The 25,117-nt window shown below is 63.2% G+C and carries 26 protein-coding genes; 13 read left to right on the forward strand and 13 right to left on the reverse strand.

Annotated elements, in window-relative coordinates; genetic code table 11:
• Positions 1-75: 75 nt before the first annotated feature.
• The 4 genes from RIE53_07120 to RIE53_07135 are packed head-to-tail and all read right to left on the reverse strand — an operon-like array spanning position 76 to position 1,736.
• Entirely contained in the window at positions 76-834 is a 759-nt protein-coding gene (locus RIE53_07120; protein MEQ9104454.1) for a c-type cytochrome, read from the reverse strand.
• Positions 835-874: 40 nt separating this feature from the next.
• The gene (locus RIE53_07125) at positions 875-1,198 is read right to left on the reverse strand and encodes a YbjQ family protein (GenBank protein ID MEQ9104455.1); all 324 of its coding nucleotides are present in this window, start codon (positions 1,196-1,198) and stop codon (positions 875-877) included.
• Positions 1,195-1,473, reverse strand: coding sequence for a hypothetical protein (locus RIE53_07130; GenBank protein ID MEQ9104456.1), 279 nt, complete (start codon positions 1,471-1,473; stop codon positions 1,195-1,197). Before RIE53_07130 ends, RIE53_07125 begins: the two co-directional genes overlap by 4 nt.
• Before the next feature lie 2 nt (positions 1,474-1,475).
• Positions 1,476-1,736: a hypothetical protein gene (locus tag RIE53_07135; protein ID MEQ9104457.1), complete on the reverse strand. Its 261-nt coding sequence runs from the start codon at positions 1,734-1,736 to the stop codon at positions 1,476-1,478.
• 114 nt (positions 1,737-1,850) lie between these two features.
• Here RIE53_07135 and RIE53_07140 point away from each other — a divergent pair, with 114 nt between their 5' ends.
• Positions 1,851-2,315 (forward strand): DUF2721 domain-containing protein, encoded by a 465-nt coding sequence (locus RIE53_07140; GenBank protein ID MEQ9104458.1) that lies wholly within the window; start codon positions 1,851-1,853, stop codon positions 2,313-2,315.
• On the opposite strand, the gene RIE53_07145 is transcribed toward RIE53_07140, so the two are convergent.
• The 6 genes from RIE53_07145 to RIE53_07170 form a co-directional block, all read right to left on the reverse strand.
• Complete coding sequence (locus tag RIE53_07145; protein MEQ9104459.1) at positions 2,276-3,358, reverse strand: AI-2E family transporter; 1,083 nt, start codon at positions 3,356-3,358, stop codon at positions 2,276-2,278. The genes RIE53_07140 and RIE53_07145 overlap by 40 nt on opposite strands.
• Before the next feature lie 48 nt (positions 3,359-3,406).
• Positions 3,407-3,730 carry a GIY-YIG nuclease family protein gene (locus RIE53_07150; GenBank protein ID MEQ9104460.1) on the reverse strand — a complete coding sequence of 108 codons (324 nt, stop codon included), beginning with the start codon at positions 3,728-3,730 and terminating at the stop codon, positions 3,407-3,409.
• Complete coding sequence (locus RIE53_07155) at positions 3,703-4,653, reverse strand: alpha/beta fold hydrolase (GenBank protein ID MEQ9104461.1); 951 nt, start codon at positions 4,651-4,653, stop codon at positions 3,703-3,705. Before RIE53_07155 ends, RIE53_07150 begins: the two co-directional genes overlap by 28 nt.
• A gap of 142 nt (positions 4,654-4,795) precedes the next feature.
• Positions 4,796-6,667 (reverse strand): MutS family DNA mismatch repair protein, encoded by a 1,872-nt coding sequence (locus RIE53_07160; protein MEQ9104462.1) that lies wholly within the window; start codon positions 6,665-6,667, stop codon positions 4,796-4,798.
• 31 nt (positions 6,668-6,698) lie between these two features.
• Positions 6,699-6,887 carry a hypothetical protein gene (locus RIE53_07165; GenBank protein ID MEQ9104463.1) on the reverse strand — a complete coding sequence of 63 codons (189 nt, stop codon included), beginning with the start codon at positions 6,885-6,887 and terminating at the stop codon, positions 6,699-6,701.
• 33 nt (positions 6,888-6,920) lie between these two features.
• Positions 6,921-7,373: a hypothetical protein gene (locus RIE53_07170; GenBank protein ID MEQ9104464.1), complete on the reverse strand. Its 453-nt coding sequence runs from the start codon at positions 7,371-7,373 to the stop codon at positions 6,921-6,923.
• A 161-nt stretch (positions 7,374-7,534) separates the two neighbouring features.
• Here RIE53_07170 and RIE53_07175 point away from each other — a divergent pair, with 161 nt between their 5' ends.
• The 7 genes from RIE53_07175 (at position 7,535) to RIE53_07205 (ending at position 16,827) form a co-directional block, all read left to right on the forward strand.
• The gene (locus tag RIE53_07175; protein MEQ9104465.1) at positions 7,535-8,086 is read left to right on the forward strand and encodes an RNA polymerase sigma factor; all 552 of its coding nucleotides are present in this window, start codon (positions 7,535-7,537) and stop codon (positions 8,084-8,086) included.
• Positions 8,083-8,652, forward strand: a complete 570-nt coding sequence (locus RIE53_07180) for a YciI family protein (protein ID MEQ9104466.1) — start codon at positions 8,083-8,085, stop codon at positions 8,650-8,652. Before RIE53_07175 ends, RIE53_07180 begins: the two co-directional genes overlap by 4 nt.
• A 164-nt stretch (positions 8,653-8,816) precedes the next feature.
• A complete protein-coding gene (locus RIE53_07185; GenBank protein MEQ9104467.1) occupies positions 8,817-10,139 on the forward strand; it encodes an outer membrane protein transport protein in 1,323 nt (440 codons plus the stop codon).
• Positions 10,140-10,193: 54 nt separating this feature from the next.
• Entirely contained in the window at positions 10,194-11,915 is a 1,722-nt protein-coding gene (locus RIE53_07190; GenBank protein MEQ9104468.1) for a T9SS type A sorting domain-containing protein, read from the forward strand.
• A 178-nt stretch (positions 11,916-12,093) separates the two neighbouring features.
• Entirely contained in the window at positions 12,094-13,389 is a 1,296-nt protein-coding gene (locus tag RIE53_07195) for a DEAD/DEAH box helicase (GenBank protein MEQ9104469.1), read from the forward strand.
• Positions 13,390-13,391: 2 nt separating this feature from the next.
• A complete protein-coding gene (locus RIE53_07200) occupies positions 13,392-15,242 on the forward strand; it encodes a DEAD/DEAH box helicase (GenBank protein ID MEQ9104470.1) in 1,851 nt (616 codons plus the stop codon).
• Positions 15,243-15,285: 43 nt separating this feature from the next.
• Positions 15,286-16,827 (forward strand): aldehyde dehydrogenase (NADP(+)), encoded by a 1,542-nt coding sequence (locus tag RIE53_07205; protein MEQ9104471.1) that lies wholly within the window; start codon positions 15,286-15,288, stop codon positions 16,825-16,827.
• 16 nt (positions 16,828-16,843) lie between these two features.
• On the opposite strand, the gene RIE53_07210 is transcribed toward RIE53_07205, so the two are convergent.
• The gene (locus tag RIE53_07210; GenBank protein ID MEQ9104472.1) at positions 16,844-17,389 is read right to left on the reverse strand and encodes a peroxiredoxin; all 546 of its coding nucleotides are present in this window, start codon (positions 17,387-17,389) and stop codon (positions 16,844-16,846) included.
• Positions 17,390-17,576: 187 nt separating this feature from the next.
• On the opposite strand from RIE53_07210, the gene RIE53_07215 reads away from it, so the two are divergent.
• The 5 genes from RIE53_07215 to RIE53_07235 all read left to right on the forward strand — a co-directional run bounded on the left by RIE53_07215 (position 17,577) and on the right by RIE53_07235 (position 21,394).
• The gene (locus RIE53_07215) at positions 17,577-18,866 is read left to right on the forward strand and encodes a dicarboxylate/amino acid:cation symporter (GenBank protein ID MEQ9104473.1); all 1,290 of its coding nucleotides are present in this window, start codon (positions 17,577-17,579) and stop codon (positions 18,864-18,866) included.
• A gap of 82 nt (positions 18,867-18,948) precedes the next feature.
• Positions 18,949-19,284 (forward strand): hypothetical protein, encoded by a 336-nt coding sequence (locus tag RIE53_07220; protein MEQ9104474.1) that lies wholly within the window; start codon positions 18,949-18,951, stop codon positions 19,282-19,284.
• A 52-nt stretch (positions 19,285-19,336) separates the two neighbouring features.
• Positions 19,337-20,797: an amino acid permease gene (locus RIE53_07225; protein MEQ9104475.1), complete on the forward strand. Its 1,461-nt coding sequence runs from the start codon at positions 19,337-19,339 to the stop codon at positions 20,795-20,797.
• Positions 20,794-20,919, forward strand: coding sequence for a hypothetical protein (locus tag RIE53_07230; GenBank protein MEQ9104476.1), 126 nt, complete (start codon positions 20,794-20,796; stop codon positions 20,917-20,919). Before RIE53_07225 ends, RIE53_07230 begins: the two co-directional genes overlap by 4 nt.
• Before the next feature lie 58 nt (positions 20,920-20,977).
• A complete protein-coding gene (locus RIE53_07235; GenBank protein MEQ9104477.1) occupies positions 20,978-21,394 on the forward strand; it encodes a hypothetical protein in 417 nt (138 codons plus the stop codon).
• Between the two features lie 146 nt (positions 21,395-21,540).
• On the opposite strand, the gene RIE53_07240 is transcribed toward RIE53_07235, so the two are convergent.
• Positions 21,541-23,307, reverse strand: coding sequence for a M14 family metallopeptidase (locus RIE53_07240; protein MEQ9104478.1), 1,767 nt, complete (start codon positions 23,305-23,307; stop codon positions 21,541-21,543).
• A 1-nt stretch (position 23,308) separates the two neighbouring features.
• Entirely contained in the window at positions 23,309-25,075 is a 1,767-nt protein-coding gene (locus RIE53_07245; GenBank protein ID MEQ9104479.1) for a M14 family metallopeptidase, read from the reverse strand.
• Positions 25,076-25,117 lie beyond the last annotated feature (42 nt).

The following is a 25,117-nucleotide window of genomic DNA, read 5'->3' on the forward strand; positions in this document are numbered from 1 at the left end:
GTGGGGACCAGGACCCCCCAATCAACGAAAATCCTGCGACTCTTACTGCCGCAACGTTTTGCTTATTGCCCCTGCTTATTGTCTGAGTGCATCCAGACGCTCCCGAACGCCGCGGGCACGCGGGTTGATGGCCAGCACCCGCTCGTAGGCAGCAATCGCATGGTCCACGCGCCCCGCGTCGGTATACAGCGCGCCGAGCGCCGACCAGATGGCCGTGGACTCCGGATGATATTCCGCGTTGAGTTCTTGCAGCGCAATGGCTTCCGCCGTCAGCCCGTCTTCGGCCAGGTCGTCGGCGGCCTCGCTCGTTTCCTGCTCCCGGAAATCGTAGGCGCCCGCGACTTCGTACTGTTCGCGCAGTTCACGATACCGGGCCACCATGGCATCGGCACCCTGTTCGTGGGCCGTCAGGATGAGATCCTGTGACAGGAGGAACGGACGGGTGACCCCACGGTGGCAGGTCTTGCACGTCATGGTCACAGGCGGCGTGCCCCGCGTGGAGAGCGCCGGCAGCATCTCCTGATTGAGTTGGGCCAGCAACCGGATCATTGAGCGAGCCGTTTCCTTTTCCGGCTTTTCGTCCGATGCGAAATCCGTATCGGCAAACGACGTCCCGTTGTTCACGTGGCAATGCGTGCACCGGACGCCGAGCGCGAACGTGAAGTCGCGCATCATCCCGACCAGTTCGTCCCGGTCGATGTCTTCCGGGAGCACCTGGAGGTTCGTGAAGGTGTCCGGGATCTGGGCTTCAGCGACGCGGGGCCCAGCCACGATGGATGCCAGGAGCAGGAGGAGGGCCGGGTAGCGTCGGGCCGCGTCAGGAAACAGGTTCATGGCTCAATTCGGATTGTTCAGGATGCGTTTCTCAGCTCGTTCACCTCAGGGGTTCAATCTTAACGGCGGTTCCGTAGGCCAGCAGTTCGGCGGCGCCCGACATGACCTGGCTCGTCACGAAACGCACATTCACCACGGCGTCTGCACCCTTGGCTTCGGCCTCCTGCATCATGCGTTGCAGGGCCTGGTTCCGGGCTTCCGTGAGCATGGTCGTGTATTCCTTGATTTCGCCGCCCACCAGGTTGCGCAGCGCCGCCAGGATATCGTTGCCGATGTGTTTGGCGCGGATGGTGTTGCCGCGGACCAGGCCGAGGCTTTCCACAATGCGATACCCCGCGATGTCGGACGTGTTGTAGATATTCATGGGTCGTTGAAGTTGCTTTCGGTGGATCGATCAGCGCGGCGTTCCATCAAGAGGGACACCGTCAGGATCGTGAGCCCCAATCCTGCCGTACCCAGGCCGATCTGCAGCGGCACCGGCAGTTGCCGGAACCAGAGCCAGGCCAGGCGCAGGGGGCTTATGCTGTACGAAACGACGAGCAGCACACCCAGCGTCATGAGGGCCACAGCCAGTGTTCGGATGCCCCGGAGAATGGTTGCAGGCCGAGGAGAAGGATAAAGGGTCTTCGGTTCGTCCATACTCAAAGGTCCTTCAGGCCGCGTTCGGCGCGGGCATCGAATATGCGCTCCACGATGAGTGACGCCAGGAGCAGCACGGCACCCAGGACGAAGAGGAGAACGCCGGCCGTGATCTGCACCGGGACGCCTATGGCAATGAACAACCGCCAGCCCCGCTCGAAGCCCTCCCAGGCCAACCAGGCAGCCGAAAACAGCAATCCTCCCCGCCACAGGTAGAAGCCGAGGGTGGTCCCCACCGACGTGGACTCGATGTGCTGTTTCATGCCCATGCGGGAATGTACAGTGTGGCCGGCAATCCGACACGAACGGCACGGCACAGGTTATATTGCGGATTATCGTCCCAATTCGGCCGCCGGCCAATACCCCCGTTCAGGTCCATGGAAACGCTCGAAATTGCCTTCACCCCGCTTTTTTTCGTGTCCGGAATGAGCCTGTTCCTGCTGGTCTTGACGAACCGGTTCACGACGCTGACCACGCGCGCCCTGGACATCGTGAACAGCTATGCGCCAGGTGACGAGCAGTCGCCGCGCCAGCTGTTCATCCGGCGTCACCCCGACCGGATCCACAAACTGGTGACGCGTATTGAAATCCTCAAGGCATCCATTTTCCTGGCGGCCATTTCGATCGCCATTTCGCTGGCGGCCAGCGGGCTGGTGTTGTTCCTGTCGACGTCCGCCCGTGACCTGAAAGAACTCATGCTGGTCGTAGCGCTGTCTGCGCTGGCCAGTGTAGTGCTCTTCCTGCTGGATATCCTGCGCGCCGCATCGAACACACGCGCCGAACTGAAAGAGATCGCGGATATCTACGAGTCGGCCAATTCCCGGGAAAACGTCTCGCCGTAAAGGAACCAGATGGCCAGGAAGAGGCTGGCCACGATGGGGCCGATGATGAACCCGAGCACGCCGAAGAGCACGATGCCGCCGATGGTACCGATGAGGACCAGCAGATCCGGCATCTTGGTGTCACGGCCAATCAGGATGGGGCGCAGGAAATTGTCCACGCTGCCCACCACGGCCGCACACCACACGGTGAACAGGAGGGCCGTCCAGAAGGAGCCCTGCACGAACAGGATGATGGATACGGGAATCCAGACGATGGGCGATCCGATGGCCGGGATGACCGACAGCAGCATCATGATGGTCATCCAGAAGGCCCAACCCGGGATGCCCACGACCAGGAACGCCAGTCCGGCCAGTCCGCCCTGCACGACACCCACGACCAGCGAGCCCTTGAGGACGGCGCGCGTCACGGATACCATTTTTCCCACGAGTACCGCTTCCGATTCACGGGGCAGCGGGCTGTAGAACAGGATGCGGTCCAGGATCTCGTCGCCGTCCTTCAGGAAGAAGTACATGGCGTACAGGAGCACGAACAGCTGCAGGAAGAAATTGATGGTGCCACGCGTGAGGCCCACCACGGAGTCGGCCAGCAGGGAGCCGGTGGAGGAGGCCAATTCGCTGAACTTGGCCATCATGATCTCATGGTCCGGGATGAACGCGCCGATGTACGGGATGGCCTCCAGGCGATCGGTGAGCGCCCCGGGATCGGAAATCTGCCCCTCCACCCAGGGCCGCGCGAGCTGGCTGATTTCGACGGCCTGGTTGGCCACCAGGATCAGGAACCCGAACAGGGGCAACGCCACGCCGAAAAACAGGATGAGAAGCGTCACAACGGCCGCCCAGGACTCGCTGCCGCGGGTCAGCCGCGTGCTGAACCGGAAGAGCGGCTGCGACATGGCGCTGAATACGGCTGCCAGGAACAACGTCATCACGAAGTCGCTGATCATCCAGAGGAACAGCAGCGTGATGGCGGCTACCAGGAACAGCAGGTAGCGACGGTGCAGGGAGTTGATCGGAGACGGTGCTTCCATGGAATCGGGGTTCATGCGGCAAGATAGCATGTCCAATGGGTCCGCGCATGGCCCGCGGAGCTGTCACCCTTGCCATACCCCATACCCTTTCCCGCGGAGGCGCTCTGCCAGGTAGGCCTCGAGTTCCAGGGCATCCTGGCGGGACGGAATGGGATTGTAGGGCTCGAACAGATCCGGACGCAGGCGCAGGCCGAATTCCCGGGCATACCGATTGGCCTTGTAGCCTTCCTTGTGCTGGTCGAACCGGAGCAGCGGATTGCGGAAGGTGCTGCCCACGTAGAAGCACGGGGCCCCCGGCGTCATGTCCGGATTGGCCGTGCGGAAGCGCCGCCTGCCGGCAACGGCCGCGTCGAGTTCGATTACGTAGACGAAGTGATTTCGGGCCACAATCGTGCGAAGAAGGCCAACGTGCGCTGCTCGGACCAGTATACGCCGCGGTTCACGAAGCCGATATGCCCGCCGTACCGGGGCGTCTCGATCTGGACGGCTTCATTCGACGTGCGGGGATAGCAGGAGGGCGACAGGAACGAATCATCCAGCGCATTCAACATGAGCGCCGGCACGCGGATGCCGTCCAGGAAGGGCGCGGAACTGGCCTTCACCCAGTAGTCCTCGGCGTCCCGGAATCCGTGCAGCGGCGCTGTATACCGGTCGTCGAATTCCCGGAAGGTCCGGACTTCGTCGAGTCCGGTAAGAGAGAGCTTGCCGGGATATTGTTCGGCCTTCTGCCGGATTTTCTCCCGGAGCGACGTCATGAAACGCTTCAGGTACACCCGGTTCTCGCGTCGCTCGATTTGCCGGGAACTGCCCGTCAGGTCACAGGGCACCGAAAGTCCGACGCCACCATCCACGAGGGCCTCGTCACCGACTTCGCCCAGGTGCTTCAACGTGATGTTTCCCCCCAGGCTGAAGCCGACCAGGCCAATCCGGTCGTAGTGGGGCGCCACATGTCCGATGACCGTGCGCAGGTCCCCCGTTTCGCCGCTGTGGTAGAACCGCAGGCGGCGGTTCGGCTCGCCTGAACAACCCCGGTAGTTCCACGCGGCCACGTCAATGCCCGCGCGGTTCAGGGCCCGGGTCATACCCGCGATGTACGGCCGGTTGGTGCAGCCCTCCAGGCCGTGGGAGATCACGACGACACGGTCACTGCCCACGCGCGACCAGTCAATGTCCAGGAAATCATCGTCCGGTGTCGGAATGCGCTCCCGGTCCCACGCCGGCATGGCTATCCGACGGAGTTTGCCACCGACAATCGTGTTCAAGTGTCCATTCCGCAGGAGCACGGGCGGACGATACTTCGGCGGTTTCACGGATGGGTGGAATGCGTCGGGACGAACGGACACGGGCAGGACGGGGCTGGATGGAGGACGCAACAGGTGAGGCAGGTTGGGCGAATGGAGCGGGCAGTACAGGTCGGATTGCACAGCCCATACGGCAAATGCGCCGAGGGGTTCAATCCGGTACCGGCAGCCCCTCCATGCGCATGATGGTCAATGCGTTGGTGGTCGGGCAGGGCCCCGGCCGGAGCCGGTAGTCGAACGTCATCCGCCCGTCGGCGACGTGCTCGCGGAAATGGAAGTTTTCGATGCCTGGCAGCTCCACCAGGTCCAGGTCGTGTGTGGTCACCAGGCCTGCGCCGTTGCCCGTGGAAAGGGCCTCAATCACCGACTTGCTGCCCGTGAAGCGCTCGCGGTTGTTGGTCCCGCGGAAGATTTCATCGATCAGGAACAGCAGTGGGGCGGCGTCCCGGTCGGAGAGCGCATCCAGGAGGGCACGCAGCCGTTTCACCTCGGCATAGAAAAACGAGATCCCGTCGTTTACCGAATCGGACACGGTGATGGACGTGAACAGGCGAACGGGCGCCAGGCGCAGATGCGTGGCGTGCACCACACCCCCGGCGAAGGCCATGCACACATTCACGCCCACCGTTCGCAGGTAGGTGCTCTTGCCCGACATGTTCGACCCCGTGATGAGCGCCACGTACCCCGGGCCCTCGAGCCGCACCGGATTGGTGACCCGGTCCGCGGGCGGAATGAGCGGATGCCCGAGCGCCTCCGCCTCCAGAAGAGGCGCATTCGCGGAGGGGCTCGCTCCCGCTCTTGTGCTTGCCTCGACGCGTGTTGGTGCGTCTCTTTCTTCCCCTTCCCCGGGTATATCCGAAAACTCCGGAAAGGTCGCCTCGGGGTGCAGCGCCGCCCAATTGGCCAGCGAGCAGGCCGCCTCGAGCTGTCGCCACACGGCCAACCACGTGGGCACGCGACCGCCGAGCTCCCCCTTGTACCGCGCCAGGACCCGGCTGAAAAACAGGTCCCACGGCCCGATCAAATTCAGCACGACGCGCAGGATTTCGTTCTTCTGCGCACTGGCCGCCACGGTCAGCCACATGATGCGCCGGAGCACGCGCGACGGCCGCGGCTCTTCCCGCTGCAAAGGTGCGCACAACGCGCTGAGCGCCGGCCGGTCGTGGAACCGGAACCGCTCCACCCGCTCCAGCACGGGACGAAACCGCAGCAGCGCATAGTACAGGTGCTCGGCCTCGTCGAACAGGTGGCTGTAGAGTCGGCTGTTCATCAGATACACACCGACATAGGCCACCAGCGAAAACACCCACCAAGGTCCCGTCAAGCCCAGGGAATGCGTCACGACCAGCCCGATGTTCAGCGCAGCCAGCGTCGTCAGCACGGCCAGCACCACATTCACGCGCCCCGGGTCGTCCGGTCGCTCCAACCAGTCCACCAGCAACTGCCCGTCGAACCGGTCCTCCGGCTCCCGCGACACCAGCGCGCTCACCAGCGAAATCCGGTCCCGGAATCCCGTCAGGGGAATGAGTTCGCGGACCCACTGCTGCCGCATGGCATGATTCTGATGATGCGTCAGCCAGGTCGCCAGTTCCCGGGCCCCGTCGCGGGACGTAGCGGTATTCAGCAGGTGATGCACGCTGCGATTCCCGACCAGGTTCAGGTCCCCGGCAAACGGATGCGTCGCAGGGATTTCCACCGACTCGGCCGGGGGCAGGGCTTCCCAGTTGATGGCCATCCTCGCCAGGTGGGTCCGCTTGATCTGGATGTAGATCCGGTGGGCCTTCAGGCTGCGGACGACGCGGCCATGGATGCGCGCCACAAACAGGAAAACCGCGGTCGCGGCCAGGCCCGCGACCCAGGCCCATGCTCCGTCGGTGGCATACACCGCCGCAACGCCCACGAGCGCAATGCCAAGCCGGACGCGGGAAAGGGCGGCGCTGCGCGCCGCCCTGCGCGCGGCCTGGACTTCGAGCCGGGAAATGGTCCGTTCCAGCAGCCGGATCTGATCTTCGTTTGTTTGCATGCCCCAAAGACGATTCCGCGGCCGTTTCGTTTCACGGCACGACGGTCATCAGGAAGGCCGTCGGGGTACCGGGGTCAACCACCATGACGGGAAGGGACGGCGTGGGACCGAGTCCGAGCATCTGGCCCGTGATGCCGGGAATGTACAGCATGGTATGGGGCTTCCAGGCGCCCACGTTCGTACCATCGTCCCCGAACAGGACCTGGTCCGGCGACATCATCCAGGAGAGGGCGGGTCGGGACGGCACCGTGAGTCACCCCTTTTCAATTTCTGTCAGGATGGTTCGGTCAATCGATGGCCAATCGTGGCCGGCATTGCGCAGCTGGAAGCGGCGAATCTCGATTGGCAGGATGGTTTTTGCCCCTTCCGCATCGTAACAGACCGGCTCCAGGCTCTCGGGGAAGGAACGCATGACCACGCAGGCATTTCCGTTCGTGCCGGGCGAGACTTCCCGGAATGCACCATCGACCAGCAGCCACAATGCCGCATCTTGCGAAACCTGGGCGGGCGCGGCACTGCGGGCGAGGGCTTCCTCCTGCGCGGCATCGAGCACGATGAAGCCCGGTTTCGACAGCGACGCATCCTTTTGCGCGCGTGCCGTACCGGGCAGCAGGACCCCTGCGCACAACAGGAACGGCAGCAGACGCGCTGGGCGCATCGACCGAAAAAACGGGACCATCATCACATTTGCGAGGAGTTTTTTCATGGATAGCGGAGGTCTGGTTCGGAAGGATCCTTTTGACCCGCTCCATGCCCTCCCATTACCGTCGGGCCGTCCCAATGCCCATTTTTGGACGCCCAGCAAAATGTAACCTGGCAGGTTACATTTAAGCATGTGCTGTAATGACCGCCCGGAGCGGCAGTCTCATGGACATGACAGACGAACAACTCATGGAGGCCGTTGGCCAAGGCAATCAGGTGGCGCTCGGCCAGCTGTTTGACCGGCACCACGCGAGCGTTTTCCGGCAATGTCTGGGCCTCGTGGGCAACCGGCAGGACGCCGAGGACCTCGTGCAGGATGTGTTCCTGCGCGTGTGGCGCTATGCCGGATCGTACAACGGAACGGCGGCGGTGACCACGTGGATGTATCGGTTGGTCCGGAATGCGTGCCTGGATCACCTGCAGCGGGGCGCGCGGCTCCGCGCCGTCGACCTGGATGCGACCGCGCATGAGACGTCCCGTTCCGCGGTCACTCCGGACCCCATACTGGACTCGACGCACAATGCAGCCGGTCTGCTGGAGCGGTTGCTCTGCGGTCTGTCGTATGACCAACGCGAAATCATTGTGCTGAACCGCTACATGGACATGGAATACCCGGAAATCGCCGCCGCGCTCGGCATTACCGTCAACGCCGCCCGTGTCCGTCTTCACCGCGCGCTCCAGGAACTCCGAACCCGATACGAGGAGGTGACGGCATGACAGATCACCATCGTCCCGATCCCCTTGACGCCCTCATGGACATCCAACCCGACGCATCCCGCATGAACGAAATCCGGAACGAACTGATGACACAGACGGACACGGACGCCCGGCCAAACCGCGAACGCTCACGGTGGATGATGGCCGCCACCGTTGTCCTGGCCGTGGCCGTGGGATTCCTGGGCGGGCGAATGACCGCGCCCATCGGGGATGCGGGACCGGCCGCTGTCCGACCGGCGGGCGAAAAATTCCTGATCACGCTGCACGAGGATGCGTCCTTCCAGGCCCCACCCATGCAGGAGGCCGTTGCCGAATACAACGCCTGGGGTGGAGCACTCGCCGAGCGCGGTCAGTTCGTAACGGCCGAGAAACTGGTCGATGAGCCGCCGGCTGTGCTTCCGGCCGTGGACGCGGCTTCCGGGCCTGTCATGACCGGGTTCTACATCATCCGCGCGGGGTCGCGGGCCGAGGCCGTATCGATTGCCGAGACCATGCCGCATCTCAAATACGGCGGGACCGTGCAGGTGCACCCCGTGGAAGACATCTCGAAGTACATCGATCCGTGACAAACAGTCCTCTTGTCATAACATGACATACCATCAGCGGACAGTGTAGGCAAACCCCCGACGTCCGGATATCAATATCCCTGCGCTTCCAAGAATCAAGAATCCTGCATGACGGTGCTTTGCCGGCTTGTAATTACAAGCTGCACCAATCCAAGGCAACCGTCATGAAGTTTTTCTGCACAATTCTCGTTTCGCTGTTCATGGTGATTTCGGTCGCGGCCCAGAGCGGGCACGTGATGAACGGCGTGGGTCCCATTGATCAAGGCATGGCCGGATCCGGAATGGCGGCGCCCCAGGATGCGCTCACCGCCCTGCATTGGAACCCGGCTTCCATCCTGGCCCTGCCCGGCAGATCGTTCGATGTGGGTCTCCAACTGATGATGCCGACCGGATCGCTGTCCTCCACGGTACAGCAGGGCGCCTTCGGGCCGATGGGCCCGGCCGTCACGCTGACGGGTACGTCGGATTCGGACGCCGGCCCGTTCCCCGTTCCGTCCATTGGATATATCCACAATTCCCCTGACAAGCCGTATGCGTGGGGTATAAGCGTGTTCGGAGTGGGTGGATTCGGAGTGGACTACGAACTCTCGGCAACCAATCCGCTGCTCACCCCGCAGATGCCGGATGGAGGCATGGGCTTCGGCGCCATGTCGTCGACCTTCATGCTCATGCAGGTTTCGCCCACCTTTGCCTATCAATTCAACGATGCGATCTCCATCGGTATAGCGCCGACCATCAACTTCGCATCGCTCGAATTGTCGGTGTTTCCGGGCACGGCGCCCACGGTCATGGGCAGCATGCCGGACGGAACGCCCCTCATGAAGTACCCTGACGCACCGGCGGATTGGGCGACCGGGTTCGGCTTCCAGGCCGGCATCCAAGCTGACCTGACCGAGACCGTACATCTCGGGCTGTCCTACAAGAGCAAGCAGTCCTTCAGCGACTTTGAGTACGATCCGGAATTGGCCGGAGCCGCAGACTTCGCTTTTCGGCTGGATTATCCCATGATCCTGTCGGCCGGTCTGGCCTACACCGGGCTTAGCGGGCTGAACGTGGCCGCCGACGTGCGATACATCGACTTCGAGAACACGGAAGGATTCGACGAAACCGGATTCGATGCCACCGGAGCCGTGAAGGGATTCGGGTGGTCGTCCATTGTCGTCGCATCGATTGGTGCCCAGTATGACCTGACGGACGACCTCACGGTGCGGGCCGGTTACGGATGGAACGACAGCCCCATCGATGGCGCCGTGGCGTTCTACAATTCGCCAGCCCCTGCGCTTATCACGAACCGTGTAGCGGGCGGCGTATCGTACGCCATTTCGGAAAAGGTGCTGCTTTCGGTGGCCGGACAGTACGGCATGAAGGCAGATGTCACGGGCGAGTGGAAGAACCCGATGTTTCCCGGCGGAAGCAACCCGTTCACCTCCGTCACGCACGAGCTCTCCACACTTACGTTCATAATGGGAGTACATGTGAGCCTGTAGGCATGACTTTTTGCATGTGATTCCGGAGAGGCCAGGGGCTATGTTGATCCAACCATGCTCCCGGCCTCTTCCCATATCCGCACGTTTTTGCGCCTGTGCCCGCTCCTGATTCTGGGGCTGGGCATGCCGGTCCAGGCGCAGACGACGGATTCGACCGTGGTGCCCGTGCCTCCCACGCCCCCAAGTGCCTGCGATGAGATAACGGCCGAGGCTTTCCTCGACATCGGCAATGTCAGGGCAAAGATCATGAACAATGGCGCGTTGTTCTGGAACGGCGGAGCGAACACGTATGAGGTGCCCAAGGGCGGAGGCGTACACGCCATCTTTGCGGCAAATCTGTGGCTGGGTGGTATGGTGGACAACGACTTGCGGGTGGCGGCGACGACCTATGGCCCGTGGGATTTTTGGCCGGGCCCGGTTGCACCGGGTGACCGGACTTCGGAAGCGTGCGCCGCCGTTGACCGCATCTGGGAGGTGGGATTAGACGATTTGAGGGCGGATGGGCTGTTCGCACATGAACGCTTGTCGGAATGGCCCGTGTCCTTGGGAGCTCCGTTTATCGACGTGGACGGAGACGGCGTGTACCTGCCGGAAAATGGCGATCGGCCGGAATTGCTTGGGGATCAGCAGCTCTGGTGGGTCATGAACGACGCCGGCGGAGAGCACCTGCTATCAAATTCGGAACCCCTTGGTGTGGAGGTCCGCGCCACGGCATTCGCGTTCGATGTCGCGGGAGCCGTCGGGAATTCCACGTTCTATCGGTACCGGATCCGGAATACGACGACGCATCCCATCACGGAAGCCTTCGCGAGCATGTGGAGTGATACCGATTTGGGCGCGCCGTTCGACGATTACATAGGATCCGACTCAACGCTCGGAATGGGGTTCTCTTATAATGCGGACAACAACGATGACAACCAGTACGGCTCGGCGCCACCGGCCATCGGATTCACGGTGCTGAAGCGACCGGTCTCGTCACTGGGCGATGCCCATGCGTGCCGATATCCGGACACGAACGAGGTCGGTTTCACGAATGTCATGCACTATCTGGGAGGTGGCGGAGTGCCTGGCGGACCCCAGGATCGGACGCACTTCTACAATTTCATGCAGAGCCGATGGCGGGACGGCGCGCCGTTGAGGATGGGGTCGAGCGGGCGGGATGCTCCTGGAATTCCCACGCAGTTCGTGTATCCGGGCGATCCGGTAACGGCTTCCTTTTGGAGCGAACGGAATAACGATGGATCGGGGCGGCAATCGGCTCCTGCGGACCGACGGTTCATGAGCAGTCTCGGCCCGTATTGCCTGGCGCCGGGTGAGGAAGTGGAGTTGGTGGTGGCCATCGTCTGGTCGCGGGGGTCGTCCAATCTGGATTCGGTGCGGAAGTTGCGGGAAGACGTGGCGTATATCCATTCCATCCGGGATGTGATTTTGACACCGCGGGAGTTGCCGGGACGCAGCAAAGAGGATGTGAGATTGGGTTCGGAATTGCCGTTCGCTGCGTCAGTCTACCCGAACCCGGTGGGTGGAGCCGGCGGGGTGGGCGGTGGTGGAGCCGCGAACGTCAGGCTCAGCACCCCGGAGGCGCTCGAAGTGAGCGTGACCGTATTCAACGCACTCGGCCAGCGGGTCCATACGGCCGCCGAGCCTGGTTTCGTGCAGGCGGGAGGCCATTCCTGGACACTCCCGACCGCCGACTGGGCGCCGGGCGTCTATTTGGTTCGCATATCGGCAGGGCACGCCGTGACGACGCGTCAATTGGTCGTTTCAGCGCAATAGGCGCGGGAACCTTTCGTTTCAAGGATCATTCCAATCGACTGGCCCAAATTGGCCAAATGCCATCCGGGGATCGCGCGTAGGCGTCAACACCGCCCTCACATGAGGATGTTGCCCCCCATCCCGGATCTGCACATCCTTTGCCCGACGGCGGCGCGACCGCACCCTTCCCCCTGATTTCTTGACTTCTTTTTCCGACCTGGGTCTCATTGAGCCCCTCGTGCGTGCTGTTGCAGCTGAAGGCTACGACACACCCACTCCTGTCCAGGCTGCAGCCATTCCTGTTGCGGTCCGTGGACGTGACGTACTGGGCGTGGCCCAGACCGGCACCGGCAAGACGGCGGCGTTCACGCTGCCCATCCTGCAACTCATTGACGCATCCAGGGAGCGCACGGCTCCCCATGCGCCACGTGCACTCATCCTTACACCTACCCGCGAGCTGGCCATCCAGATCGGCGAGAGCATCCGCACGTACGGCCGTCACCTCCGGGTGAGCCATACGGTTGTTTTCGGCGGCGTTGGTCAGCAACCACAGGTATCCGCCATGCGGCGCGGTGTCGACATCCTTGTCGCCACGCCAGGCCGCTTGCTGGACCTGATCGACCAGGGCTTCATTGATCTGGGCCTCATCGAGTTCTTTGTACTCGACGAAGCCGACAGGATGCTCGACATGGGCTTCATCCGCGACGTCAAGCATATCGTTGCTGAAATCCCGCAGCGGCGCCAGACCTTGTTCTTCTCGGCCACCATGCCGCAGGCCATTACCGGGCTCGCATCGGAACTGCTGAAGAACCCCGAGCGCATTGAAATCAAACCGGCAGCCACGACGGCGGAGCGCGTATCGCAACGCGTCCTGTTCGTGGACAAGTCGAACAAGCGCGAGCTCTTGCACGACCTGTTCAATGACCCGGCCATGGACCGCGCCATCGTATTCACCCGCACCAAGCACGGCGCCAACAAGGTGGCCAAGTACCTCGGACAGCGTGGTATTGGCAGCGATGCCATCCACGGCAACAAGTCCCAGACCGCACGCCAGAAGGCCCTCGACGGGTTCAAGGCGGGCAAGACCCGGGTGCTTGTGGCCACCGATATCGCATCGCGTGGTATTGACGTGGACGACGTGAGCCACGTCATCAATTTCGATCTGCCCAACGAGCCGGAAAGCTACGTGCACCGGATTGGGCGGACGGCCCGGGCCGGTGCCGACGGCATTGCGCTCTCCTTCTGTGACGACAGCGAAGTCGCGTACCTGCACGCCATCGAGCACATCATCCGCCAGAAGGTGGATGTGGACTCGGGGCACGCCTTCCATGACGACCGCATTGCGCGCAGCCATGCGAACGGTCCAGCACGCGGAAACGCGGGCGGCGGGGGATCGAATGGTCGCTCCGGTGGACGTTCCGGTGGTCGCTCGAGCGGCGGTGGACGTGGTCAGGGACGTGGTAACGGTAATGGCGCCGGGAGGGGCCGTCGATAGACATGGAAACGACAAATCTGAATTCGACTCCGGCGACCGACGCTCCGACGCTGTCGTTCAAGGACCTGAACCTGCCTCCGGCGCTGCTTCGCGCCATCGAGGAAGTCGGTTACGAGACGCCGTCGCCCATCCAGGCGAAGGCCATTCCGCCGCTCCTGGAGGGCAAGGACCTGTTCGGTCGTGCGCCCACCGGTACCGGGAAGACGGCGGCGTTCGCGTTGCCGCTCCTGTCGCGGATTGACCTGAAGTCGCAGACCATCCAGCTCATGGTCCTCACGCCCACGCGTGAGTTGGCTATCCAGGTGGCCGAGGCGCTGCAGCGGTATGCCAGCGGGCTCGGCGGTCTGCACGTGCTCCCCGTGTACGGTGGGCAGGCGTATGGCGGCCAGATCCGTCAGCTGAAGCGCGGCGTACAGGCCATTGTCGGTACGCCCGGCCGCATCATGGACCACATGAACAAGGGCACGCTGAAGCTCGATAATCTGAAGGCCCTCGTGCTGGATGAGGCCGACGAAATGCTGCGCATGGGATTCATTGACGACGTCGAGTGGATCCTGGATCAGACGCCTGCCGAGCGGCAGATTGCCCTGTTTTCGGCCACCATGCCGCGGGAAATCGTACGGATTGCCAAGAAGCACCTGCGCGACCCCGTCGAAATCGCCATCCAGACGAAGACGGCAACCGCCTCCACCATTCGCCAGCGGTTCTGGCCGGTCAGCGGCGTGCACAAGCTCGATGCGCTGACGCGCATCCTGGAAGTGGAGCCGTTTGATGCCATGCTGATTTTCGTGCGCACCAAGATTGCGACGACCCAGTTGGCGGAGAAGTTGGAGGCCCGCGGACACGCGGCTTCGGCGCTCAATGGAGACATGCCGCAGGCCCAGCGGGAGCAGATGATTGAGCGCCTGAAGAAGGGCTCCATCGATATCCTGGTGGCTACCGATGTGGCCGCCCGCGGCCTGGACGTGGAGCGCATTTCCCACGTGGTGAACTATGACATCCCGACCGGCACGGAATCCTACATCCATCGGATTGGCCGGACGGGCCGCGCCGGTCGCGAAGGGGAAGCCATCCTGTTCGTCGCACCGCGGGAGCGTCGTCTGCTGAGCGCCATTGAGAAGGCGACCCGGCAGCCCATTGAGCAGCTCAAGCTGCCCACGGCGGAAATGGTGACCGACAAGCGGATTGGGGATTTCAAGCAGGCCATTACCGATACCCTCGGTGCCGGCGACCTGGCGTTCATGCGCAATCTGCTGGAAAACTACCAGGAAGAGCATAACATTCCCGTCATCGAGATTGCGGCCGCCCTGGCCCAGATGGCCATGGGAGACAAGGACCTGGTCATGAAGAAGGAGCCCCGGCGCGCCGAGGAGCACCCGCTGGATGATCGTCGAGGGAACGACCGCCCGCGCGAAGATCGTGGCCGAGGCAACTCCGAGCCCATGACCACCTACCGGATTGAGGTCGGGTACATCCACGACGTCAAGCCCGGAAACATCGTGGGCGCCATCGCCAACGAAACCGGTCTCGACTCGAAGTTCATCGGCCAGATTGACATCCAGACGGACCATACGTTCGTGGACATGCCGGGAGGCATGCCCAAGGAAGTCATGCAGAAGCTGGGCAACGTGTGGGTGTGCGGCCAGAAGTTGGCCATCAGCACCGCTGGACCGGCGCGTCCGTTCGCGCGTCCGTCCGGAAAGCCAAGCAGCAAGTCCGGCCCGAGAACCGGCGGCAAGCCCTCAGGGAAGCCGTCCGGCAAGCCGAAGAAGGACTATACCTCCACGCCCGGTGGCATGGGCCCGGTCAAGAAACGGAAGCGTCACCTGGTCGCCAAAAAACCTAAACGCTGACGAGGGGTACCATGGGGAAACAACGTTCATCACGGATTTCCCCATGTCAGACCACGACCGCTCCTTCCACGCCATTGACCCGACCACAGGCCTGGACCTGCCCGGGACCTTCCACACGGCCACCACCGCCGAAGTGAACCGGGCGGCCGAACAGGCCGGTCGTGCTTTTGCGGCGTACCGGAAACTCTCCGGTGCGTCGCGGGCCCGATTCCTGCGCGCCATTGCCGATCACCTGGAGGAGGCCCGCCCCCGCCTGGTGCAACGCATGCCCATGGAAACCGCCCTGCCGGAAGGCCGGGTGAACGGCGAACTGGGTCGCACCATCGGCCAACTCCGCATGTTTGCCGACCTGGTGGAAGAAGGCTCCTGGGTGGATGCGCGCCTGGAGCGTCCGCAGCCTGATCGTGCACCCGCACCCAAGCCCGACCTCCGGTCCATGCGCATCCCGCTGGGCCCGGTGGCCGTGTTCGGCGCATCGAACTTCCCGCTGGCCTTTTCGGTCGCGGGTGGCGATACCGCATCGGCCCTGGCGTCCGGCTGCCCCGTGGTTGCTGTCGCCCATTACGCGCATCCCGGCGTCAGTGAAATCGTGGGAGAAGCCATCCTGGCGGCTGCCGAGGCCACCGGCATGCCCGACGGCGTGTTCGCGCTCCTGCAGGGCACCGGTCAGCAGGTGGGCGTCCCGCTCGTGAAGCATCCGGCCATCCGGGCCGTCGGGTTCACGGGGTCGCGCTTCGGTGGTCTGGCCCTGGCCAAGATCGCGGCTGAGCGGCCCGTCCCCATTCCCGTGTTCGCCGAAATGTCGAGCGTCAATCCGGTGGTCATCCTGAAGGGGGCCCTTGAAGAGCGGGCATCGGCGCTTGCCGAAGGATTGGCCGGATCGGTCACCATGGGCGTCGGGCAGTTCTGCACGAATCCCGGCCTGGTATTCCTGCCGGCCGGAAAGGCCGCCGATCGGTTTGCCGGACAGTTGGCCGGCTTGCTGGACGCATCGAAAGGCGGAACGGCCCTGCATCAGGGCATTGCCCGGGCCTACGACGAGGCCGTCACGGCGCGGGTGGGTCAACCCGGCGTGGAAACCGTCTCGGCGACCGAGAACGACACGGCGACCGGACGTATAAACCCCTGGATTTTCCACACGGACATCGACACGTTCCTGAGCCGCGGCGAACTGGCCGCCGAAGCGTTCGGGCCGTCAACGACACTGGTTACGTACCATTCGGAAGATGCGCTCATCCGCGCCATCGAGGGCCTGGAGGGGCAGCTCACCGGTTCCATCCATCACGATGACCGGGATCTTCCGCTGTCCGATGCGCTTGTGGATGCACTCCAGGACCGCGTCGGCCGTCTGCTCATGAACGGGTTTCCGACGGGCGTCGAAGTATGCTCGGCCATGGTGCATGGCGGACCGTATCCGTCGACGTCGGACGGTCGGACCACATCGGTGGGGACGGCGGCCATTGAGCGCTGGACCCGGCGGTTCTGCTGGCAGGATTCGGTGCAGGCGGTGCTGCCGCTGGAACTGAAGGACGGCAATCCGCTGGGCATCCAACGACTCGTGGACGGCGCGCCGGCTCAGGACTGAGCGGACCGGACAGACGTTATTCTCCAGCGGGTTGCGCTGCGCGGATGGCGGCGAGCACTTCCTCGCTGTTCTTGTTCGGGTTCACGCCCACGAACACCGCGGCAACCGTGCCCTCGGGGTCTATGACGAACGTGTTGCGCGCGGATATTTTGGCTGGGCCGGCGCCGCGCGCTGAGCCGTACTCCTCGGAGACATCACCGCCGATGTCGGCCAACAGCTTGAACCGCAGACCTTCCTTTTCGCAGAATTCGGCGTGGGTCTCGGCATCGTCGACGCTTACGCCCAGGATGGTCGCGCCCAGTTCATCGTACTTGGGCATGTCCTCCTGGAAGCGGCGGGCCTGGATGGTGCATCCGCTGGTGAAGTCCTTGGGATAGAAGTACAGGACCACCCATTGGCCGCGCAGGTCGGACAACGTGACCTCCGTTCCCTCGTTCGAGACGAGCGTGAAATCCGGGGCCGGCTCGCCGACTTTCGGTATGTCCCCATTGGGAACCACCGCCCAGGCAATGCCGGCGGTGAGGGCACAGACAACGGCGAGGATGACTTTGAAGCGCTTCATGGGACGATGGGCGGTTGGGTGGAATGGAAGACCCTTCAACCATTCCGGGACGGAAGGGTTCGGCCTGACTGTTTTCGGAACGCCTGCCTGCGGCCCATAGGAAGTGTCGGGGCGGTGACGCATATTCCGCGCCACGCTGAAAAGGCAGCTCCAATACACTTTGGCCCGCCCCGCCGGGGCACCCTCCATGTCCGAACGCGCGTCTGCCCCATCCCGGGGTCTGGCCCTGCACTGGAAAATCCTGATCGGTTTGGTGGCGGGCGCAGTCGCAGGCAGCGCCGTGAACATCTGGGTGGGCGCCGAGGGAGCGGCATTCGTCACGACGTATGTCCGGCCGGTCGGCACGCTGTTCATCCGGCTCATCACCATGATCGCTGCTCCGCTGGTCCTGACCAGCCTGGTCGTGGGGGCTGCTTCCATGGACGATCCGCGCAAACTGGGCCGTATCGGTGGCAAGTCCCTGGGCATCTACATGGTCACCACGGCCATGGCCATCTCCATCGGTCTGATCACGGCCAACCTCATCCAACCGGGTGCCGGCGTGCCGGCAGACGTGAGTGCCCGGCTCCTGGAAGGATACCAGGACCAGGCGTCCACCCGTATTGAGCGGGCCGAAGAGGTATCCTGGATCGACCAGATCGTGCAGATCGTGCCCACAAATCCATTTGCCGCGCTGGCTGACGGCAACATGCTGCAGATCGTGTTCTTCGCGCTCATGGTGGGCATCTGTCTGACGCTCATCTCCCGCGCGAAGGCCGAGCCGGTCCTGCGCGTGTTCGACGGGTTCACGGACGTACTCATCCGGATTGTCGACCTCGTCATGCTGACGGCGCCCTACGGCGTATTCGCGCTTATTGCCGCGGTCACGGCCGAATTCGGATTCGGTATCCTGGGAACGCTGGGGTGGTATGCGGCGGCCGTGGTCCTGGGCCTGAGCCTGCACCTGGTACTCGTGTACGGCGGGATGCTGACATGGGTATCCCGCGGTCGGATGTCGTTCGGGCAATTCATGAAGGTCATGGGGAACGTCCAACTCCTGGGATTCAGCTCGTCGAGCAGTGCAGCCACGCTCCCGCTGAACATGGAAACGGTTCGCGACAGACTCGGCGTCAGTGACCGGGTGACGTCGTTCGTATTGCCGCTCGGTGCCACCATCAACATGGACGGGACGGCGCTCTACCAGGGCGTGGCCGCGGTGTTCATTGCTCAGGTGTACGGCATTGCGCTCACATTCGGGGATCAGATTGCCATCGTGCTGACGGCGACGCTGGCCTCCATTGGAACGGCGGCCGTACCAGGCGCCGGCATTGTCATGCTCGTGATTGTGCTCCGTACGATCGGCGTGCCGGTGGAAGGGATCGCGCTCATCGTGGGCATTGACCGGATCCTCGACATGTGCCGGACCGTGGTGAACGTGACAGGCGATGCCGTGGTCGCGGTCGTCGTGGCCGCCACCGAGGGCGAGTGGAATCCATAACGGATTATATTCTGATTAAAGCCGTTTCCCGGGAAACCGGCCCGGTTCTGTGGATTAAACGGGTCACTTTCCGACCCTGAACATGCACGCCCCGCGCCTGGCCCACTTCGTCCTGCTCATCCCGATGATCCTGCTCATGCTGGGTCAGTCGGTGCGCATGATGCCTGCGCCAGACGCCACGGACCATGGCGTCCATGCGGATGATGCGATGGGCCTCACCGCCGAGCCCACCTCGGTGTTCTCAGGTGTCCTGCCGTCCGGGCCCCGCCCGGCTTCTGTTGCATCCGATGCGCCGCAGTTCCATTCTGCACGGTTTGCAGAGCGTATCGTCGGGCAGTACGCCGTCGGCGCGCGCGTGCCCGAAGGGCCGCGCGTCGCATCCCTTTCCCGCCAAATCCTTCGTGTCTATCGCTGTTGACAGGCCGCTTGACCCCGCTCAAGCATCCCTGTAACCGTATTGGACACAACACATGAAGGATATTCTCTTCCGGCGCAAGGCTATTGCGGCGCCGGACGCCGTCGGCTCCGGCTTGAAACGCGTTCTCGGGCCCGTTCACTTGACCCTGATGGGCATTGGTGCCATCATCGGGACCGGCATTTTCGTGCTCACGGGAACGGCAGCCGCCGGTGGCCCGGGCCATGAAGGTGCGGGACCCGCGCTCATGGTCAGCTTCCTCCTGACCGGATTCACGTGCGGGCTCGCCGCGCTGTGCTACGCCGAGTTGGCATCCATGATGCCCGTGGCCGGCAGCGCCTATGCCTACGCCTATGCCGCGTTCGGTGAGCTGGTGGCGTGGATCATCGGGTGGGACCTCATCCTCGAGTATGCCGTCGGCAACGTGGCCGTGGCTATCGGTTGGTCCAGCTATTTCCAGAGCCTGCTGGCGGCCGGGGGTATGCACCTGCCCGTCTGGCTGGGAACGGATCCCATGACGGCGTCCTACGCGGCCCCACACGTATTTGACGCGGCGCCGACCGTGTTGGGCCTGCCCATCGTGTTCAATCTGCCGGCGTTCCTGGTGGTCGTCGTCATGACGGCCATCCTGAGCATCGGCATCCGCGAAAGCGCGACGGCCAACGCCTGGCTCGTGGCCATCAAGCTCGGCATGATTGCCCTGTTCCTCTGGGTGGGTGTCGGTCACGTGGATGCGACGAACTGGGTGCCGTTCGCGCCGAACGGCTGGAACGGCATTGTCACGGGCGCCGCACTGGTGTTCTTCGCCTTCATCGGATTCGATGCGGTGAGCACGACCGCCGAGGAGGCCCGGAATCCCCAGCGGGACATGCCCATTGGCATCATGGCCAGCCTGCTGGTCTGCACGCTGCTGTACGTGGCGGTGACGGTGGTCCTGACCGGCATGGTGCCCGTTTCTGCCCTTGCGAACGCCGAACCCGTGGCCGCGGCGTTGCGGTTTGTCGGCGAAGCGCGCGTGGCCGCCCTCCTGTCGGCCGGGGCCGTCATCAGCATTGCGAGCGTGCTCCTGGTCATGCAGATGGCCCAGACGCGGATTTTCTTCGCCATGAGCCGCGACGGGCTGTTGCCGCGTGGGCTGAGCCGGGTGCACGCCCGGTGGGGTACGCCGCTGCTGCCGACGGTGCTCACGGGTCTGGTGGTCGCCGTGGCCGCCGGCTTCATGGACATTTCCGCCGCCGCTGAGCTGACCAATATCGGTACGCTCTTCGCCTTCGTCATCGTGTCCGGGGGCGTGTGGTGGCTGCGTGTCCACCAGCCCGACCTCCATCGACCCTTTCGCGTCCCCTTTGTGGGCGTGGTCAGCACCGCCGCCATGCTGTCCTGCTTCTACCTGATGCTCGGACTTCCGGCCGTCACGTGGGAGCGCTTCGGGATCTGGCTGCTGCTTGGCCTCATCATCTACTTCGTCTTCGGCCTGCGTCACAGCCGGCTGGGACACACTCAGTCAATACAATGAGCTTCCTGAATCCTCCTTTCGACAACGACAATGACCGGATTTCCCACTATGCCTTCCTGTTCTTCATGGTCATGTTGGCGTTGAGCCTGGTCATGGTCATCGGGATGTTGTTCGCGCTGTAGCCGGCAGGGCGGAAACTTCAGCGCTTCTCGTGGTTGAAGCGCTGAAGTTTTTCCGCCCATGACCGCCAACACGTCCACCAACTCTGCCGCGAACGCTGCCGCCGATGCCGCCGCACGCGTGTGGATGCTCGTCCCGATCCTGCTGCTCTGGGCGGGTTCGGTAGGGAACGGCTTTTCGGGCAGTTCTTCAGGCGTCGATCGGGTTCTGGGGCCCGGATTGGACTCTGGAAGAAAGAATGAACCGGCCACCGCAGCCGTTACCACCGCCGAGCCCTGGACGGGCCAGGCCGTGTTGCCCGTGTCCGTGGCCGTTCCTGTTGTTGAGGATGTCCGGCCAGCGGGTCCCCAGTCCGGGCTGAAGGGTCCGCGACGGGAACGTACGGTTCGCTCCCGGGAGCTGCCGTTTGCCGCCACGGAATCGCGTGACGATTCCCCGTCTACGAGTCGGCATTTCCTGCAGGTCTATCGCTGTTGAGATGAGCGCCACGGTCGCTCTGCTCACCTCAACAAGCCATTACTGCAATGTCAAACTCCAACGACAAGGTGTCGCATTACGCGTTCCTGTTCTTCGCCGGCGCGCTCATCCTGAGCCTGCTGGTCCTCGTCGGCATGCTGTTCGCGTTATAGCCGGACCGTTTGCTGGACGTCGCCGCCCTTGGTGCTCTCGTACCGGATGGTGACGTCGCCCCGTCCGCGCAGCAGGTATTCGATGGTCCGGGTCGTATGGCCCGGATGACCATTCCGGATCATGATGCGCGACAGGTTGTGCTGGTCAATGAGTTCCGTCGCATCCGGGCGGAACTTGTTGGCCACCCAACCGGCCGAGATCACCTCCACGTTGCGTCCGGACACCAGGAGCAGGTCCGGCGGGACCACATTGTTCTGCGCCGCGCGTGCCGTGATGGTGGGAGCCACGCGGTCATTCTCGATGTCAACGCGCACCCGGTAGACGTCATCGGCAACCCGTTCCACGGTGGGCGCGTGCATGGCCATCCTGGGCATCTGGTCGGCCTGGTACAGCGTGAAGGCCATGTTCCGGTGCGAGAGTTCCTCGTTCATGAACCGGGGCGGAATGCGACCGCGCAACTTCGACCAACCGCCGAGCTCCACGGCTCCGTACGTGGGGTGGTCGAACGGTTTCCACTCCGAATACTGGCCCCCGAACTCCAGGTAGTCGTCGAAGAAATACGAGCCCTTCTGTCCGGCAATGGGGCTGTCGTCGTCCCGTTGCTGCTCCTTCAGGTCCGGACTGTTGTAGTACTGCCCTCCGTTCCAGAGTTCGTTCGAAAACGAAATGATGCCCAGGCCGTCGTTCGTCCAATCAATGAAGCCACCGTGCACGGTGTACAGGCCGCTCCAGATGACCATGTATTCGTAATACGGGAGCATCCGCTCGCCCTGACGGCCGAGTTCATCGTAGACCAGGTTGTCCTCACGCGGGTACTCGCCCTGCCATTCGGCGCCGGGGCCGCGGAGGATCATCCCCCCGCTGTTGTGATACGACTGCACGCCGGCAATATTTGGGCGTGACACCAGGAAATCATTGACCGCGCGGGCCGCCGGAAGCTGGAACGGATAGTCGAGCGACCCGCCCTGGATGTAGTCGGGCTGCCAGTCGGAGGCCCAGTTCCGGTTCGGATCGTAGCCGCCCGGTCCGTCCTCGTCCACGCGACCATCTCCGTCGTCATCAATGCCCTCGCTGCCGAGCAGGATCCAGTCGCCCTTTTCGCCATCGGGTACGACTTCCATGATCCGCGGGTCGTCGTGACTTATCCGGTGGGTACCCTCACCGGGAACGTATTTGCGCATCTGCTCCCGGATGCCGTTCCCATTCAGGTCATTCGGACCGTCCTCGTCGAACAGGCCGTCGTTGTCGTTGTCCACCGGAAAGTGACCGGTACGGGCGCCACTGCCCGTATCCTCCATGAAGTACTGCCGCCCGTCCGGGTTCACGGTGGGCACGATGTAGAATACGCGCTCATCCACCAGCCGCGTAATCATGTCGTTCCGGCCGTAGTTCTCCATGAGGTACCAGATGGTGTACAGCGACACTTCCGACCCTTGGATTTCGTTGCCGTGCACATTGGCTTCAATGTACATGCCCGCCTTTTCCAGCTCGGGTCCGGTCTTCGGATTGTTGATGGTCATCATCATGATGTCCCGGCCGCCCCAGCTCTTGCCCAGCGAGGAGAGCGTGAGGAATTCCGGCCACGTCTCGGCCATCAATTCCATGTTCTGGATGAGTTCGCCGTAGTCGTGCCAGCGATTCCAATCCAGACGCAGGGTATGCGGCGGGTCCGATGCTTCCTGGGCAATCGTGGCGAGGGGCGTGGCTGCGAGGGCCGCGAGCAGGAGGCTGGCGGCGGCAATGCGTTCCATTACATTCATGTCAGTTCAGGGTAATCGAGGCCGAATCGGAGCCTCCTTTCTGGGCGACGACCTTGAGTTCGAGGGTCTGGCCGCGGCGACCGCGGACGACCCACTCGTATTCCTGGCGGTTTCCGGAGCCGTCCAGCGCCGGAAAGAAATTGGTCTTGGCGCTGCCCGACAGGATGTCGTCCGGGTCAATGCCCAGCTGGACCATGGTCGGGGCCACGGACCGGGAGGTCACGCCATGCGCGGTCGAGGTCGGCAGGAATCCGGCGTTCTCGATTTCCGCAGTGATGCGGAAGATGCCTCCACCGTGATCGGTTACGCTTGTTTCGGCGATGTGGACACGGGGAAACAGCGACATCAGATGCGCCACGAACGCCCCGTGCTTCGGGCCCTGCTCCGCCACCACGTCGGCCGGTGGATTGTAGGCCTCGAAATGCTTGAATCCGCCTATTTCGACCGCGCCGAGCGACGGGTGGTCGAATGCGGTCCACTCCACGAACCCGTCCACGCCCTTGGCATCCATCCAATCGATCAATTGGCGGTCGAAGGAGGCTTTCGCGTCAGGCTTGGCGCCGGAGCTGTCTGCCGGCAGGTCGAGTCCCCATCCGGGTGTCGAAAAGGACGGTACGCCGAATTGGTAGTACCCGTACTCGAAGAAGGCGCCGGCCGGTTTGCGGAGCGCCGGAGGCGTTTCAATACCCGTCAACTCCTTGTACGTCTTGCTGATGGCCGTGAAATACGGCAGGTCATCCGAGTTGACCGTAGTGGCAGGCCGACGGCCGGAGCGCCCCCCGGCGTTCGAAGCCTGCCCACCGCCGCCGCCGCCGAAGAAACGGGGCGTCGACGTGGTGAAGATGCCCACCTTGGACGCATCCTCCAGGGAGGCGTCGGCAAACGCAAACAGATCAATACCCTTGGCAGCAGCCAACTCGCCCTTGTTGTTGGGTGGTTCTATCAGGTTGTCGCTTTCGCTGAGCGTCAGCACCATGGCGATATGCCGATGCGAGACAACGAAATCCAGGAGCGCCCGCGATTCGCGTTCGCTGACCATGTGCAGGCCGGCCCCGCGCTGGTAATACGGGTATTCGTGCTGGAAATTCCGGTTCAGGTCCACGCCACCCGCGGCATCCTCGTTGTAGAAGCCGTCGTTGTCGTCATCGGTCCCCTCCCAGTACACCGCCCAGCCGCCTTTCTCGCCCTTCTTCGGGTCGGCCTTCTTCATGATCCGGGCATCGTCCGGATCGATCATGTAGGGGCTTCCCGGTTCCTGGACGCGCATGAGGCTGATGAACCCGTCGCCGTTCAGGTCCTCGGGCCCGTCCTCGTCCGTGCGACCGTCGTTGTCATCGTCGTACGCCGAGGTGTTGGTGGCGCCGAAACGCCGCTCCGCACCATCCGGATTCAGTCGCGGAAACACGTGCAGGGTGTACGAGTCGAGCGCCTTCGTCACGGCATCGTTGGTGCCGTATTCCGCGAGCAACCAATCGATCGTACCGAGCGCGATTTCGCTGCCCACCACGTGATGCCCTTCCAGGTTGGCGACCATCAGAAGCGCGGGCCGTTCTTCCAGCGGAACGCCAGCCGACCGGTTGCCGAGGGTCAGTACCCAGATGTCGCGGCCTTCCAGGGTTTTGCCGGCCGATTCGAGAGACGCCAACTCCCCGTGTGCCGCAACGGTCGCGCGGAGCGCGGCCGTCAGGTCATCGTAGTCGGGTTTCGTGGGCAACAGAAGCAACAGGGCGGCCATCGCGGCGCCCAGCCAATGGGATTTCAGGATCATGACAAACGGGTCTCGTCGACGGGATGGAATCGAACCAAAGTA

Source organism: Rhodothermales bacterium (genome assembly GCA_040221055.1).
Taxonomy (GTDB): domain Bacteria; phylum Bacteroidota; class Rhodothermia; order Rhodothermales; family UBA10348; genus 1-14-0-65-60-17.

What these genes read in the sequence shown, in the direction of transcription:
- RIE53_07225 (MEQ9104475.1), top strand. Translation starts at nt 19,337, where the DNA reads ATGAAGGATATTCTCTTCCGGCGCAAGGCTATTGCGGCGCCGGACGCC.
- RIE53_07145 (MEQ9104459.1), bottom strand. Translation starts at nt 3,358, where the DNA reads ATGAACCCCGATTCCATGGAAGCACCGTCTCCGATCAACTCCCTGCAC.
- RIE53_07175 (MEQ9104465.1), top strand. Translation starts at nt 7,535, where the DNA reads ATGGACATGACAGACGAACAACTCATGGAGGCCGTTGGCCAAGGCAAT.
- RIE53_07220 (MEQ9104474.1), top strand. Translation starts at nt 18,949, where the DNA reads ATGCACGCCCCGCGCCTGGCCCACTTCGTCCTGCTCATCCCGATGATC.
- RIE53_07210 (MEQ9104472.1), bottom strand. Translation starts at nt 17,389, where the DNA reads ATGAAGCGCTTCAAAGTCATCCTCGCCGTTGTCTGTGCCCTCACCGCC.
- RIE53_07245 (MEQ9104479.1), bottom strand. Translation starts at nt 25,075, where the DNA reads ATGATCCTGAAATCCCATTGGCTGGGCGCCGCGATGGCCGCCCTGTTG.
- RIE53_07140 (MEQ9104458.1), top strand. Translation starts at nt 1,851, where the DNA reads ATGGAAACGCTCGAAATTGCCTTCACCCCGCTTTTTTTCGTGTCCGGA.
- RIE53_07135 (MEQ9104457.1), bottom strand. Translation starts at nt 1,736, where the DNA reads ATGAAACAGCACATCGAGTCCACGTCGGTGGGGACCACCCTCGGCTTC.
- RIE53_07185 (MEQ9104467.1), top strand. Translation starts at nt 8,817, where the DNA reads ATGAAGTTTTTCTGCACAATTCTCGTTTCGCTGTTCATGGTGATTTCG.
- RIE53_07190 (MEQ9104468.1), top strand. Translation starts at nt 10,194, where the DNA reads ATGCTCCCGGCCTCTTCCCATATCCGCACGTTTTTGCGCCTGTGCCCG.
- RIE53_07240 (MEQ9104478.1), bottom strand. Translation starts at nt 23,307, where the DNA reads ATGAATGTAATGGAACGCATTGCCGCCGCCAGCCTCCTGCTCGCGGCC.
- RIE53_07130 (MEQ9104456.1), bottom strand. Translation starts at nt 1,473, where the DNA reads ATGGACGAACCGAAGACCCTTTATCCTTCTCCTCGGCCTGCAACCATT.
- RIE53_07215 (MEQ9104473.1), top strand. Translation starts at nt 17,577, where the DNA reads ATGTCCGAACGCGCGTCTGCCCCATCCCGGGGTCTGGCCCTGCACTGG.
- RIE53_07120 (MEQ9104454.1), bottom strand. Translation starts at nt 834, where the DNA reads ATGAACCTGTTTCCTGACGCGGCCCGACGCTACCCGGCCCTCCTCCTG.
- RIE53_07205 (MEQ9104471.1), top strand. Translation starts at nt 15,286, where the DNA reads ATGTCAGACCACGACCGCTCCTTCCACGCCATTGACCCGACCACAGGC.
- RIE53_07160 (MEQ9104462.1), bottom strand. Translation starts at nt 6,667, where the DNA reads ATGCAAACAAACGAAGATCAGATCCGGCTGCTGGAACGGACCATTTCC.
- RIE53_07200 (MEQ9104470.1), top strand. Translation starts at nt 13,392, where the DNA reads ATGGAAACGACAAATCTGAATTCGACTCCGGCGACCGACGCTCCGACG.
- RIE53_07180 (MEQ9104466.1), top strand. Translation starts at nt 8,083, where the DNA reads ATGACAGATCACCATCGTCCCGATCCCCTTGACGCCCTCATGGACATC.
- RIE53_07125 (MEQ9104455.1), bottom strand. Translation starts at nt 1,198, where the DNA reads ATGAATATCTACAACACGTCCGACATCGCGGGGTATCGCATTGTGGAA.
- RIE53_07235 (MEQ9104477.1), top strand. Translation starts at nt 20,978, where the DNA reads ATGACCGCCAACACGTCCACCAACTCTGCCGCGAACGCTGCCGCCGAT.
- RIE53_07165 (MEQ9104463.1), bottom strand. Translation starts at nt 6,887, where the DNA reads ATGATGTCGCCGGACCAGGTCCTGTTCGGGGACGATGGTACGAACGTG.
- RIE53_07170 (MEQ9104464.1), bottom strand. Translation starts at nt 7,373, where the DNA reads ATGAAAAAACTCCTCGCAAATGTGATGATGGTCCCGTTTTTTCGGTCG.
- RIE53_07230 (MEQ9104476.1), top strand. Translation starts at nt 20,794, where the DNA reads ATGAGCTTCCTGAATCCTCCTTTCGACAACGACAATGACCGGATTTCC.